The sequence below is a fragment of the Macrococcus sp. S115 genome, from assembly GCF_030067655.1.
Taxonomy (GTDB): Bacteria; Bacillota; Bacilli; order Staphylococcales; family Staphylococcaceae; genus Macrococcoides; species Macrococcoides psychrotolerans.
The window spans coordinates 133,445-146,984 of record NZ_JASJES010000003.1 but is presented as its reverse complement, the minus strand read 5'-3'; the positions used below and the strand labels follow the sequence as shown (position 1 = coordinate 146,984).

Sequence of the window (13,540 nt, the reverse complement as noted above, 5' to 3'; positions counted from 1 at the left end):
TCGGACAGTGAACTGCTGTTCGAGCTTTTATAGCTATATGTACTTTGTTATAATAGTAATTATTATGTAGGAAAGGGTTTTTTAATGAAGTATCAAAATCATATTCTATTTAAATTAATCATTACAATAATAGGTTCATTTCTAATTGCAGTAGCATTCAATTTGTTCTTATTACCTCACGGAGTGCTTAGTAGTGGTGTCAGTGGTATTGCATTGTTGCTGCATATATTAACAAATTTTGATGCAGGAGTCTTAAATTTACTGCTCAACATACCCCTGATATTTCTTGGGATATGGAAATTAAATCGTTCTATTATTGCTAATACTGTACTCAGCGTAATATTTATCTCTCTCTTTATGACATTTATACCTATCACTAAAGTCTCTCATGAACTTTTTGTGAATGTTATATTCGGCGGCGTCTTAGTCGGCATCGGGGTTGGTATCATATTAAAGCATTCTGGTACTACTGGCGGCATGGATATTGTTGCCATGATTATTAGCCAGCATAGTAATATGTCTATAGGGCTAGTCATGACAATATTAAATGGTATCATCATTCTTTGCTCTGGTTTCTTCTTTAACTGGAATATTGCTCTATTAACCCTATTATCTATTTATATAACGGGTAAGACCGTTGATATGATTTTCACTTCTCATATCAAGCTGACTGCTACAATTGTAACGTCTAACGTCAATGCTGTTAAACAAGGACTAATCGACGAAATTTATCGCGGTATCACCATCACTGAAGTAATAGGGGGTTACTCTAACAATAAGCAGCATATGATTACGATGGTGCTCACTCGTTATGAGTTGCCTGAAGTGATTCGTATCGCAAAAGAGAATGATCCTAAATGCTTTATTAATGTATACCAAACGACAGAAGTCCATGGCAATTTTGCGAGAAATAGTTAAATAAAATAATCCATAAGCTTAAATCGCTTATGGATTATTTTTATGGTTATTTCCTTGTCAGTTTTCCATCATTCATTTCATAAATTTCATCGAAATATTCTAATAAACGATGGTCATGTGTTACAACGATACCTGCTTTATCTTTTGATTTCACTTCTTCTCTTAATAACTTGATTACTTCTATGGCTTTCTCGCCGTCCAAACTTGCTGTCGGTTCATCTGCTAGTATAATTGAAGGGTTTGTATATAATGCTTTTAAGATTGCCACGCGCTGTCTCTGACCGCCTGAGAGTTCATTTGGTAATTGATTCAACACTTTACTTAAACCAAGATGTTCAAGCTCATGCTTTAACTCTCCCTCAGACATATGATCTTTCTTTACTTTATCCAGCAATTTAAATTGATCTTTTACTTTTAAGAAAGGCACTAAGTTAGAAGCTTGAAGAATAAATCCAATTTCGTTCAATCTTACTTTGGAGCGCTTCTTTTCACTAAAGCTTGAAACATCTTTTCCGTTGATGATTATCTCACCTTCTGTAGGACCTTGCAGCAAACCTGCAATCGTCAATAATGTGCTCTTTCCAGAACCTGATGGTCCGATAATTGCAACGAGCTTCCCTTTATCTATACTAAAATCTACTGGTTTCAACGCCTCAACATATGTTTGCTCTTTACCAAAGCTTTTACGCACTTGTTTCATTTCAAGAATCATATTATCCCTCCTACTCTATCGTCTTAAGGGGATCTACTTTTCGAATTGAGCGAATCGAGAAGAGTCCACCGATGATTGCTGTAATCATAATTGTTAATCCAAAGATTGCGATTTTATCCCATTCAAACTTGATCGGCACCACGTAAGGTATAATCATAGCTGTACCTATCGTCAGTAATAAGGCAATCAATACTGCGATAATTGATAGAATAAGTGTTTGAATCATTAATGATTTTGCGAGAAAACTGTTGCTAATGCCTTGCGCTTTAAGCAAACCAAAGACAGGCTCTTTCTGGATTGTAATGACATATAAGAATATACCGATAATAAATGCTGATATCGCAAATAAGAAATAACTCATAATATCCAATGTCAACTTTTGTTCTGTGTATCCAGGAAGCTTTTTGATAAAATTTTCTTTCTCAATCATTTGTAGATCGTTATCGATCACTTTATCTTTAAACGCTTTATCTTTAACAAAGAATGCATTTTCTTTACCTTTTAATTTATTCATAGATAACTGGTCTAATGTAGCATCATTCGCATATAATACTGCTGCAGCATTATACTTTGAGTTTTGAGTAAAACCGACAATCTTTAAATCTTCATCGCTCCCTGCGATATCTAGCGTGTCACCAAGCTTAAATCCTTTCGTTTTAAGGGAATCATTGGCAACGACTTCAAAGTTTTTATTAAACAGTTTTCCTTCTGTCACTTTTGGTTTTAAAAACTCATTTTTCTTTATTCCAAATAGCAATGTATTCTGTTTATTATTGCTTTTAGCAATAATGACAGGTAAATTTTTTACACCTGCGACTTTATCAAATTTACCCTCTATAGCATCTTCATCCATAATCGACTGCGCAACGTTCTGATTTGATTCTTTTGTCACAATCACCGCGTCAGGATTCCATGTGTCAATAGCTTCACGGTTCATTCCCATAAGTCCATTAGAAAGACCAGAAATTAAAAACAGCAAATAGGACACAAGCACGAGTACACCGATAATCAGACTAAATTTCAATTTGTTATGTATCACTTCTTTCCACGCTAAAAACATTATATTCCTCCCTTTACTATGTCTATTCATATCATACTACTTATTTTAATTTTGCATAAGAATTTCCACCTAAAAAAACCGAGACATATTTGTCTCGGTATGTGAATTGATGATATATTTTTAATTTTTATATCTAATTGTTAAAGGAGAATACTTGTTAATATCGGAACGATAACAACCACTACAACACCTACAAGAACGAGTGCGATACTTGCCATAGACGTTTCCGTTTCTCCTAGTTCTGTTGCTGCTGACACCCCTAGTGCGTGTCCGCTCGTACCAAGTGCAAGACCTCTTGCAATTGGATTAGAGATTTTGAAGAAACGCAGCATTTTATTTCCTAGGGCATAAATAATCACTGCATTTAGAATAACTGCCAATGATGTCAGTTCTGGCACCCCACCAATACCAGCAGATACTGGTAAAGCGATTGCTGTTGTTGCTGCTTGAGGTAACATTGATGCAATAATCTGTGTACCAAATCCAAATAGTTTTGCTACTCCATATATACCTAACATCGCAGCCGCTGTACCAAGTGACAGACCACCGATGATATGTAACCAATACTTTTGTAATACGTCGCGCTTTTTATAAAGAGGAATCGCGAAGCAAATCGTTGCAGGTTCTAAGAAGAAGCTAATAATACTTCCACCTTTACTATAGGTGTCATAGCTGATACCTGTTATAGATAAGAATGCAATCCCGAACACCATTCCGACAAAGAGTGGTGCAAATAAGAAAAAGCCATTTGTTTTTTTGAATAAATATTGACCTAACATAAAAGGTAATATCGTTAATAATATTCCGAAGTATACAGAGTTAATACCTAAATGGTCAAGTAATGTCATATTAGCGCACCTCTATTCCTTTTAAGTTTTTTGTTTCTTTTGGCTCTTCTACTTTTGATTCTGTCATCTTCACGATTATCTGAGAGAAGAATCCTGTACATAATAGTAATAATAAGGTTGAGATAAAGATCAGACCTAATATTAATATTGGATTTTCAGCTATTAGTCCTAATGATTTTACTACTGAGATTCCTGCTGGTACGAACAACAGTCCGATATTATCTGTAAGTGCGGTTCCAACGGTTTCTACTTGCCCGAGCTTTATAATTCCAGTACATAAACAGATGAAGAGCAGTATAAGTCCGATAACTGATGCAGGCATTGGAATTGGCATGAAGCTTTCAATCATCTTGGAAATAAGTAACACAACTGAGATTACTGATACTTGATGAAAGAAATTATATGTTTTTTCTTTTGTCATTTTAAATGACCTCCCGTGTTTTATCTTGAGTACATCATACCGCTTAAACATTGATTTGTGAGAGCTTTCACGATGAAATGCAAAAATCATATGCTGAAATGCAAAAAAATAGGACTCAAATTATTCGAGTCCTATTTCGTGCTTAAATTGCTTTATATATGATCTTGAAACCTGTAATTTTATGTCTTTCGTCAACTTCACTTGATAGGTGTAATTAAACCATTGTTCTGCTGACTTAATATGATGCTTGTTAATAATACTAGATCGATGTATGCGCATAAATACATTCTCTGGAAGCTTCTTTTCAAATGCACTTAATGGTTCATGAATCGCATATTCTGAGTTTACAGTGACGATATTTAATTGCCCTTCTTCTACATACAAGGCGATAATATCCTGTATATTAATGACATAGATTTTGTCATCGATCTGTATCGATAAGGTTGGCAATTTCGACTCTTGATTTGTGTTTATAGATGAGACTTTTGCTTTATTAAGTGCTGCCTCAATACGCTTTTGTTCGAATGGTTTTAATATATAATCTAATGCATTCAATTCAAACGCCTTCACAGCAAAACTATCATGTGCTGTAGCAAAGACAATCTTAGGCGGATGCTTCATCTTGTTAATCTTTTCAGCAAGTTCAAGGCCACTTTCATCAATCAAATTGATATCCAAAAACAACAATTCATACGTTTCTGATAATAATGAGGTCAATGTTTCTTCTATAGAATCCGCTTCATCAATAACTAATGTACCATCAATGTTATTGAGTAAGTAACGTAATTCATTTCTTGCCAGGGGTTCATCATCTACAACTAATATTCTCATGCATCTTCCTCCCTCTCTAAAGGTATAGATGTATAAAATTTAGTACCTGTATCACTTGTCGTGAAATTCAGTCGCGCATTGCTATTATACAATCCAATAAGACGTTTATTTAAGTTCTCAAGTGCGCTCCCGGTCCCGGAAGTAGACGCAACTTCATTGTGTCCGATATGCACGCGTTTTTCTTCCGGAATACCAAATCCATTATCTTCTACTGATATTTCAATTGTCTGATGTCCTTCTTTCACCTTTACGTAAACATCGTTACCAGACTTTCTATTATGAAACGCATGTTTAAATGCGTTTTCAACTAATATTTGAATGATAAATGGCGGCACTTTTGCATACTTTAACCCTTCATCTATATCAAAATGAATGTTAAAACGTTCGGGAAATCGTGCTTGTTCTAGCGATAAATAAGCTTCTACTTGTTGAATTTCTTTTTCAATTGTGATGCTCGTACTTTTTGCGCCTTGTAAATTCGAACGGAAAAAGTTACTTAAATTAAGCAGAAGTTCTCTTGCTTTCTCGCTATCTACACGGATAAGCGCTGATATTGTATTCATCGCATTAAAGAAAAAATGTGGATTCACTTGTGCTTGTAATGATTTAATTTCCGCGTCTTTCAATAATTTAGATTGCGTTTCTATTTCACCGAGTTCAATCTGACTTGAGAATATATTCGCTAATCCTTCAGCAAGGCGTCGTTCGACATAAGTTAATTTATTGCTATCGGTAAAGTACAGTTTTAATGTGCCTGTTACTTCGTTATGTACATATAAAGGGATAACAATCGCACCTTCAAGCGGGCATCCAGGATGCGTACAACCAATTTCATGCCTATTATGTGCTTCTTTAATTTCACCGGATTTAATAACTTGTTTCGACAGGTCAGTAATAATTTTCTTGCGCGGCACATGATGATCACTTGCTGCTCCGACGTGCGCTAATATATCCGTCTTATTAGTGATTGATACAGCCGATACTTTCATTAAGTCTTTTATAATTTGCGCTGCCTGTGTCGCAGATACTTCATTCAATCCAGCTCTGAAATAAGGTAATGTTTGATTCGCCAGGTTCAATACATCATGCGTCTGTACAGCACGCATACGTTGTTCCTGCTGAATTGTAGAAATAATAATGGACAAGAATATAGCAACACCCAAACTATTAATCAGTATCATCGGTAAAGCAATGAGTTTCACAATATCTAAGGCATATTCTGTATTCGAAGCAAAAACAATGATACAGATCATCTGAATAACTTCCATAATTGCACCGAGTATTACTCCAGTAAAGACATTAGGATAACGATTATTTTTCATCGCACGATAACCGAAATACCCCGAAGCAAGACCAATAAGTGCCGATGATACAACATATGTATATGCATCTATCCCACCAATTAGATAACGAGTAATTCCTGATACAATCCCAACTCCGATACCGACAATAGGTCCACCTATTAAGCCCGCAACACTTATTGTAAGTACGCGTGTATTCGCAATAACTGCATCGTCTGATATCCTACTGAATATCTGGCTTGATAATATTTCATTATTACGTATTTCAACACCTGTAAAGTTGGATACAGCTGCAAATAAACCAAATACGATTAATAATTGTATTTGAGAAGATAGCTTTGAGCGTTCAGACATCATCTTCTTAAAGTAAGGGACGTTCATCAATAAATATGCGACAATAATAATCAATCCAACACGCTCTAACAATAGAATAAACAAACTAAACATAATATACCTCCACCATCATTATAACGTGAACAATTAGCGCTTGTCAGAAAAAGAAATATTATTCCCTATTTTCTTCGAAGTTAATAAGTGCTTCATATATGAGCGACACCATACGTTTACTCCCTGGATACTCAAGATGTATACCATCAGGTGCAAAGTATTCTGTATGGCCCTGTGAAGTTTCATACCAATCAATAATATGGACGTTCTTATATAAACGAGCAGCTTTATACATCTCTTCATTAACGTGTGCTTCATAATCTTTTGGAACTCTGGAAGTCACAAGAAATACTTGCGCTTTATCAAATTTAGATAACAAAATGTTCATCTGAACATCCTCAAAATCTCCATTTGTTCCGATAAATAGGATGACGACTCCATCCTTATGATTAAATGAGTGATATTTATCGGCAACATTCAATGCTTTATATATATTTCGCCCTACTTCACCATCTACAGTAGCATTCGGCAATACTTCTTTCAATTGATTATTTATATCAACAAGTACAGAATCACCGATAAGTAACGGCGTAGCATTCTTCACTAATTGTTCAGTCGTTTCATCCGGTGTCAATGGGCTAATACGTTTTATATCAGGAATATTAGATAGTGTCTTCGTAATTTCATGATGCATTTGCGGTTGTTCGGCTTTAACGACAGATAATAAGTAAGGTGTAGAAATACATAAATACAAAGTTACAATAACTGTAATAAAATATTTAATAGACATTATTGTAAATACTTTAAAACCATTTAATCGATATGGACGTTCAATTAACTTATAGCTCAATACTGCCAGCACGATTGTGAGCATCACAGATGAAATATGGATATAAATAGGAATTTGCCCTTGAACAAAATGTTTCTGCATCAATACTATCACCGGATAATGCCATAAATATAAACTATATGAATATTTCCCAATCACCGTCAGCGGCTTTATACCAAGTAGCTTGCTCATTATAGATGATGGATGAACTGCTGCCATAATAATCAATAATGTAAAGATCCCAAGTATATAGAATCCACCATTAAATAAAAATGCACTGTGCTCATTTAGCTTATAGATACTATACATTAAGACTATTAAACCTATGAAGCCTAGAAAATCAATGATGACTACTAAAATTCTCGGTGCATCTTGCTTCAATTTAAATGCCGGCCATATAAATGCACACATTACTCCTAACAGCAATGTCTGAAGACGCGTGTCCGTACCAAAGTATATACGCGACACGTTTGCAGCAGGGTCATAGAGTGTTAACATCAATATCGCTGACAATATAGAAACAACAAAAAATAATAGCAGTATTTTCTTTTTAGACCATTTGTTAAGGAGTAGCATCAATGTTAACGGAAATAACAAATAGAACTGTTCTTCGATGGCAAGCGACCATAAATGTTCAAGTGGTCTAGCTTCAAAACTTTCAAAATAACTAAGTCCATCAAATATATACCACCAGTTCGAAATATATAATAATGCTGCAATAACATCTTTCTTAAGTTGATATAATAACGATTGATCAAAAAATATGATATATTGAATCACGATAAGTATCATAAATAATACAGGTGGGAAAAGTCGTTTCATTCGGCGTATCCAGAATTGGAGAATATTGATTGTTCCAGTTTTTTCATATTCGTTTATCAATAACATTGCAATTAAATAACCAGATATAACAAAGAAAGTGTCAACGCCAAGAAACCCCCCGGGCAGCCATTTTGGATTTAAGTGAAATATTATAATCGCAATAACTGCAATTGCTCTAATCCCATCTAATCCAGGAAGATATTTTCGATTCATATGTCTAGCCATCCTTTTAACAATTCTGTAATATATTTGTTACACATTCTTAATAATACACGCTTTATCAATTAACAACAATATTAAAATGTTAAATTTTATTGAAAATATTGTTAAATATTCCATGAAAGGAGTACTTCATGAATTTTTTTAACTTTGATACAACCTATACGAATTTAAATGAGATTTTTTATGTGATTAATAATCCACACCCTTTTTCTCATCCTGAATATGTGCTATTTAATGATGGATTAACTCGTGAACTAAATATATCTCTCCAACTAAAGGCACACCCTGAAATATTAACAGGAAGCACTGTTATTGATGGAACACGTCCATTTTCTACTGCCTACGCAGGACATCAATTCGGGAACTTTACGATGCTTGGAGATGGCAGACAGCATATATTAGGTGAACACATTACACCTCAAAATAAACGATACGATATTCAACTTAAAGGATCTGGTCGCACGCGCTTCTCTCGTTCTGGGGATGGAAAAGCTACGCTCGGACCGATGCTGCGTGAATATATCATCAGTGAAGCCATGCATCACTTAAATATACCTACAACAAGAAGTCTTGCAATTTGTTCAACAGGAGAAAAAGTTTTACGCGAAAACATGCTGCCTGGTGCGGTCCTTACAAGAACTGCTAACAGTAATATCCGAGTAGGAACATTTGAATATGCTGCCCGTACAGCATATGAACACTTAAAAGAACTTGCAGATTATACAATCGACAGACACTTTCCTGATTTAATACACACAAATAATAAGTATTTGAAGTTATTAGATACTGTAATCGACAAACAAGCGCAGTTGATTGCACAGTGGCAGTCTGTTGGTTTTATACATGGTGTAATGAATACTGATAATATGACAATCAGCGGGGAAACGATAGATTATGGGCCATGTGCATTTATGGACTATTATCATACACATACTGTATTTAGTTCTATCGATATGCAAGGACGTTATGCTTATATCAATCAGCCTGCAATTGGGTTATGGAATTTAACTCGATTTGCCGAGACTTTATTACCTTTAATTCATACTGATGAACATGAAGCGATTCATCTAGCCGAGTCCGCACTTGAGAAGTTTCAGCATAGCTATACGGTATATTACAGAACAATGATGGGACAGAAAATCGGTATTAAGTCACCGAGCGAAGAAGATATGGTGCTGATTGATGAGCTGTTATCGCTTATGGAGCAACATGAAATGGACTATACAAATACTTTTCTAGCTTTACAAAATGAAGAAACATCTTCACTTGAATCTTTATCATCATGGATAACGAAATGGCAAGATAGACTCAAAACCGAAAAAGATCCAATTCAATTGATGCGTAAGGTTAATCCAGTTGTGATTCCTAGAAATCATATTGTAGAAGAAGCTTTAGATGATGCCATTCACGGCGATTTATCTGCTGTAAAAGCTTTACTGCAAGTACTATCACAGCCCTTTAATCCAGATCATGCTGATAGATATAAGCAGCCCGGGCCGAAAGATAGACCCTATCAAACATATTGCGTAACATAAAAAAGCGGAGAGATTGTTACAGTCTCTCCGCTTCATTCGTTTATATTAAAATGTTTTTCCTAATGCTTCTGCACGACGTACACCGTCTGCTTTAATTTCTTCTGCTTTCTCTGGCATTTGATTATGGCCTTCGATAACTAATTCTTCAACACTTGGCACACCGAAGAATCCAAGAATTGTTTGTAAGTAACGGTTACCTAATTCCAAGTCTGCTGCTGGTCCTTCTGAATAAATACCACCACGTGATTGAATAAGTAATGCTTTTTTGTCTGTTAATAATCCTACAGCACCTTCTGCTGTGTATTTGAAAGCTTTTCCCGCTACAGCGACAGCATCGATATATGCTTTAACTACTGCTGGGAATGACAGGTTCCACATCGGCGTAACGAATACGTATTTATCTGCTGCTGCAAATTCGTCACTTAATTCATTTAAACGAGCAACTTTTTGTTGTTCTGTTTCAGATAACGCTTCGAATCCTTTACCTGATTGTAATTTACCCCAACCATCAAATACTTCTTTATCGATTAATGGAATGAATGTGTCATAAAGATCGATATGCACAACTTCGTGATCTGGATTTGATTGTTTATAGCTTTCGATAAATGATTTACCTGCTGCCATAGAATTTGAAACTGTTTCGTCATTTGGATGACCTGTAATATATAATACTTTTGTCATAATAAATTACTCCCTTTGATTTAATTAATATACTCGGTATATTTAATATACCATATAATATAATAAAATCAACCGATTAATTTCAAAGTGTAAAATTTATTATTTTCTCCAGAACGTATCGACATCTTTTTGGCTTCAATATTGAAACGAATAATCTTTTCGATTTTTTGTGCATCTTGAATACTTTCCAGATATTCACTAAATTGTTCCATTGTCATCCTCTGTTTTCAACATATTTTCAAAATGCAAGTTTGAGTCTGCGAGTACCTCTTTGTAGAAAGGATCTTTACCAATTAATTTAATTTCGTCTGCTATGGCCTCTACCTCATCCATATGATGCGTCGTCATAATCATTAAAGTGTGTTGCTTTAATTCATTAAGCAGGCGATGGATATCATATCTAGATTTCATATCTATGCCGACTGTCGGCTCATCTAAAATAATTATTTCTGGCTTCCCTAAGAGCCCGATCAGTAAGTTCACTTTACGTTTCGTCCCACCTGATAACGTATTGATTAATGCTGTCGTTTCATTAAGATTAAGTAGCTTCTTGTATCGATTAATTGTATCTTCATCTAATACTTGTTGATTCAATCCTTTGAATAAATGAATGTTGTCATCTACAGACATATGTTCAAACAATGCAATATCTTGTGGAATATAACCAAGGATTTTATGTATGTGTTTTTTATCTAATGGTTGTTCATTATAAAAGATGTATCCTTCATCTTGGTTTTCAAGCCCTGCAATCATGCGAAGTAATGTTGATTTTCCAGCACCATTCTCACCAAGTAACATGGTCAATGATTTATCACGAAACGTTGTATTCAATCCTTCGAATATAACTTTACGTTTATATTTCTTGTATAAATTGTCTATTGTTATCATAATATCACCCAAACAGTAAGAGATTTAATACCGTAATAATTGTTAAAGAAAAAGTTACCGTCATAAACATCTTATGACTTATCGTCTTAATATAAATCAGCAGTGCAGATAATACATATTCATAAATGATTACTGTAAAGAGTACAACAATATAAAAATATAAGCTCATCTGAGCATCAAGAATAATACTCGCAGCCCCGACACAAAACATAATAAGCAATGTGTGGATTAACACATATAATAAATGGTACTGTATGCGTGTATGAGGAAACATGAATATTCTCGATAATGCTGCGTGTTGTGCAATATTTCGATGTAATACAATTTGTAATGATGCACAGAGTAATAATAGACTGACTATAAAATTCATCGATACTGAATGTGATTCAACTCGATTGACTGCAAACTGTTTAATTTTGCTCTTTGGTGTTTCTTTTTTATATGTTTGCACTACATTATCTCTATTGACTTCGTGATCTTTATCGACATACTTCTTAACGATGTATGGAATCTGCATATCATATAGTGCCTTACTTACAATTTCCTGGGCAATAGATCCCGCAAAGTCATCTCTATAAAATAACGGAAGCGCATCCCTCATGTCATGTTCTGATAATCGCTTTGAAAATCCTTCTGGTATTGTAAAAGCAACAATCGCTTCTTTTCTTTTAATTACATCATCAATATAGGCTTCATCTTTCTCGATTAATTGCGTATTAATGAAAGGAGCATCCTTAACTTTATCAATCAACTTACGAGACTCTGGGGTCTCATCCATATCTTGTATTGCAATCGGCATACTAAATACTTGATTCACAGCTTGTTGCACTACTTGTGTAGTGCATATTACAGATATCAGGATTGTCAGAAGTACTATATACGCTTTCCATTGCTTTAAAAATATTAAATTAATAAGAGGTTTCATCTTCTATACCTCCATACCCAGATGATGAAGGCAGTAAGTACACTAAGGACTAAATAAAGCCATAAGTAACCTGGTTGATCAATTAAATAATTATTGAGAAGCAGTTCAACGAGTTGATTGAATATATAGCTGAATGGCTGTTCGTACAAGAAATCGTTGTGCCCCTTAAAATAAACAGAAGGTATCGTAGCACCAGAGAACAATATAATAACTATTGTCAGTATTGCCTTAAATAAAATGTTTAACATCCCTGTAAAGCAGCAGTCTATGAAAAATAGCAGTCCCGAAATTAATATTACATACATGACCATTATCGTTATCAATGCTTGTAAATTATAGTATTCAAACTTATAGTTCATCATCATATTAGAAATAAGTAACATAAAAACCGTAAAACTTATTGTATAAAATAATGTTACGATACTTCGTGCAAATGTTAATTTTTCGATTGAAAATCTTAAAAGACTTAAACGATCAAGCAGTGCATGCTCTTGATTCATCTTAAGCACTGAAAATAATGATAAATAGAATAAATAAATTGAAATAAATATTGCACTCACTGTATAGTATGCGTATGAATTATATAGTTTCACAGGTTGTTCATCAAATGCACCATTGCGATTCAATCCTGTAAAAAGCATATCTGTCATCATTTCAAGCATTTCTTCCCTTGAGGCTTCAGGATACAGCACTTTGTAACTTTTAATGCCACCCATAGATAACATCAGCCTACTATATACTGAATCTGTAAGCTGATAAATCACGACACTTCTTACAGATGACTTATCATAAGTATAGACGGATATCGGCAATGTTCCATATTTATAGAAAGAATCTGTCATTCCTTTATCTAAAACAAAATAACCATCCAGCTTATTTTGTTTTAATAATCTTTCTGCTTTATGCTCCGGCATTTGTTTAAGTTCCAGATTATTGCCGATACTCTTGCCATCTCCAATAGACTTTAAGATTAATCGTGTCTCAGAAGACTGATCATTATCGACAAGTCCAATACGAAATCGCTCATCTTTCGTTTGAGTATACGTTATAACCATCATGACACCGACAATCGTAGCAAACAGTAACAATAGATAGAGCAGCAAATACCATTTTTTATATAAAAAAGAGTGATAAATGTTAAACAACTTATAGTTCACATT

Annotated in this window: 14 protein-coding genes; 2 read left to right on the top strand and 12 right to left on the bottom strand. The window is 34.5% G+C overall.

The window, feature by feature from the left end; all coding sequences use genetic code 11:
* The first annotated feature begins 84 nt into the window (after positions 1 to 84).
* Positions 85 to 918: a YitT family protein gene (locus QNJ52_RS05825; protein WP_219493564.1), complete on the top strand. Its 834-nt coding sequence runs from the start codon at positions 85 to 87 to the stop codon at positions 916 to 918.
* A 46-nt stretch (positions 919 to 964) separates the two neighbouring features.
* Here the strand turns inward: QNJ52_RS05825 and QNJ52_RS05820 are convergent, their stop codons facing one another.
* From QNJ52_RS05820 to QNJ52_RS05790, 7 genes are all read right to left on the bottom strand, one after another.
* Positions 965 to 1,630, bottom strand: coding sequence for an ABC transporter ATP-binding protein (locus QNJ52_RS05820; protein WP_219493563.1), 666 nt, complete (start codon positions 1,628 to 1,630; stop codon positions 965 to 967).
* Between the two features lie 10 nt (positions 1,631 to 1,640).
* Positions 1,641 to 2,690 (bottom strand): ABC transporter permease, encoded by a 1,050-nt coding sequence (locus tag QNJ52_RS05815; RefSeq protein ID WP_283722078.1) that lies wholly within the window; start codon positions 2,688 to 2,690, stop codon positions 1,641 to 1,643.
* A 140-nt stretch (positions 2,691 to 2,830) separates the two neighbouring features.
* Positions 2,831 to 3,538: an antiholin-like protein LrgB gene (gene lrgB, locus QNJ52_RS05810; protein WP_120786239.1), complete on the bottom strand. Its 708-nt coding sequence runs from the start codon at positions 3,536 to 3,538 to the stop codon at positions 2,831 to 2,833.
* A 1-nt stretch (position 3,539) separates the two neighbouring features.
* A complete protein-coding gene (gene lrgA / locus QNJ52_RS05805; protein ID WP_219493560.1) occupies positions 3,540 to 3,959 on the bottom strand; it encodes an antiholin-like murein hydrolase modulator LrgA in 420 nt (139 codons plus the stop codon).
* 120 nt (positions 3,960 to 4,079) lie between these two features.
* Positions 4,080 to 4,790: a LytTR family transcriptional regulator DNA-binding domain-containing protein gene (locus tag QNJ52_RS05800; protein WP_219493559.1), complete on the bottom strand. Its 711-nt coding sequence runs from the start codon at positions 4,788 to 4,790 to the stop codon at positions 4,080 to 4,082.
* The gene (locus QNJ52_RS05795) at positions 4,787 to 6,538 is read right to left on the bottom strand and encodes a sensor histidine kinase (RefSeq protein ID WP_219493558.1); all 1,752 of its coding nucleotides are present in this window, start codon (positions 6,536 to 6,538) and stop codon (positions 4,787 to 4,789) included. The genes QNJ52_RS05800 and QNJ52_RS05795 overlap by 4 nt, the downstream gene beginning before the upstream one ends.
* Positions 6,539 to 6,596: 58 nt before the next feature.
* Positions 6,597 to 8,342, bottom strand: coding sequence for an acyltransferase family protein (locus tag QNJ52_RS05790; RefSeq protein ID WP_283722077.1), 1,746 nt, complete (start codon positions 8,340 to 8,342; stop codon positions 6,597 to 6,599).
* A 140-nt stretch (positions 8,343 to 8,482) separates the two neighbouring features.
* On the opposite strand from QNJ52_RS05790, the gene QNJ52_RS05785 reads away from it, so the two are divergent.
* A complete protein-coding gene (locus QNJ52_RS05785) occupies positions 8,483 to 9,886 on the top strand; it encodes a protein adenylyltransferase SelO (RefSeq protein WP_283722076.1) in 1,404 nt (467 codons plus the stop codon).
* Between the two features lie 45 nt (positions 9,887 to 9,931).
* Here QNJ52_RS05785 and QNJ52_RS05780 read toward each other — a convergent pair whose 3' ends face one another.
* The 5 genes from QNJ52_RS05780 to QNJ52_RS05760 form a co-directional block, all read right to left on the bottom strand.
* Positions 9,932 to 10,567 carry an FMN-dependent NADH-azoreductase gene (locus QNJ52_RS05780; protein ID WP_283722075.1) on the bottom strand — a complete coding sequence of 212 codons (636 nt, stop codon included), beginning with the start codon at positions 10,565 to 10,567 and terminating at the stop codon, positions 9,932 to 9,934.
* A 68-nt stretch (positions 10,568 to 10,635) separates the two neighbouring features.
* A complete protein-coding gene (locus QNJ52_RS05775; RefSeq protein ID WP_219493554.1) occupies positions 10,636 to 10,779 on the bottom strand; it encodes a hypothetical protein in 144 nt (47 codons plus the stop codon).
* On the bottom strand, positions 10,766 to 11,455 hold the full coding sequence (locus QNJ52_RS05770) for an ABC transporter ATP-binding protein (protein WP_041635758.1): 690 nt from the start codon (positions 11,453 to 11,455) through the stop codon (positions 10,766 to 10,768). The genes QNJ52_RS05775 and QNJ52_RS05770 overlap by 14 nt, the downstream gene beginning before the upstream one ends.
* A gap of 4 nt (positions 11,456 to 11,459) precedes the next feature.
* Entirely contained in the window at positions 11,460 to 12,380 is a 921-nt protein-coding gene (locus tag QNJ52_RS05765) for an ABC transporter permease (RefSeq protein ID WP_283722074.1), read from the bottom strand.
* Positions 12,377 to 13,537 carry an ABC transporter permease gene (locus QNJ52_RS05760; RefSeq protein ID WP_283722073.1) on the bottom strand — a complete coding sequence of 387 codons (1,161 nt, stop codon included), beginning with the start codon at positions 13,535 to 13,537 and terminating at the stop codon, positions 12,377 to 12,379. Before QNJ52_RS05760 ends, QNJ52_RS05765 begins: the two co-directional genes overlap by 4 nt.
* Positions 13,538 to 13,540: the final 3 nt, after the last annotated feature.

Coding starts and splice junctions, on each gene's coding strand:
- QNJ52_RS05825 (WP_219493564.1), top strand. CDS start 85: ATGAAGTATCAAAATCATATTCTATTTAAATTAATCATTACAATAATA.
- QNJ52_RS05820 (WP_219493563.1), bottom strand. CDS start 1,630: ATGATTCTTGAAATGAAACAAGTGCGTAAAAGCTTTGGTAAAGAGCAA.
- QNJ52_RS05815 (WP_283722078.1), bottom strand. CDS start 2,690: ATGTTTTTAGCGTGGAAAGAAGTGATACATAACAAATTGAAATTTAGT.
- lrgB (WP_120786239.1), bottom strand. CDS start 3,538: ATGACATTACTTGACCATTTAGGTATTAACTCTGTATACTTCGGAATA.
- lrgA (WP_219493560.1), bottom strand. CDS start 3,959: ATGACAAAAGAAAAAACATATAATTTCTTTCATCAAGTATCAGTAATC.
- QNJ52_RS05800 (WP_219493559.1), bottom strand. CDS start 4,790: ATGAGAATATTAGTTGTAGATGATGAACCCCTGGCAAGAAATGAATTA.
- QNJ52_RS05795 (WP_219493558.1), bottom strand. CDS start 6,538: ATGTTTAGTTTGTTTATTCTATTGTTAGAGCGTGTTGGATTGATTATT.
- QNJ52_RS05790 (WP_283722077.1), bottom strand. CDS start 8,342: ATGAATCGAAAATATCTTCCTGGATTAGATGGGATTAGAGCAATTGCA.
- QNJ52_RS05785 (WP_283722076.1), top strand. CDS start 8,483: ATGAATTTTTTTAACTTTGATACAACCTATACGAATTTAAATGAGATT.
- QNJ52_RS05780 (WP_283722075.1), bottom strand. CDS start 10,567: ATGACAAAAGTATTATATATTACAGGTCATCCAAATGACGAAACAGTT.
- QNJ52_RS05775 (WP_219493554.1), bottom strand. CDS start 10,779: ATGGAACAATTTAGTGAATATCTGGAAAGTATTCAAGATGCACAAAAA.
- QNJ52_RS05770 (WP_041635758.1), bottom strand. CDS start 11,455: ATGATAACAATAGACAATTTATACAAGAAATATAAACGTAAAGTTATA.
- QNJ52_RS05765 (WP_283722074.1), bottom strand. CDS start 12,380: ATGAAACCTCTTATTAATTTAATATTTTTAAAGCAATGGAAAGCGTAT.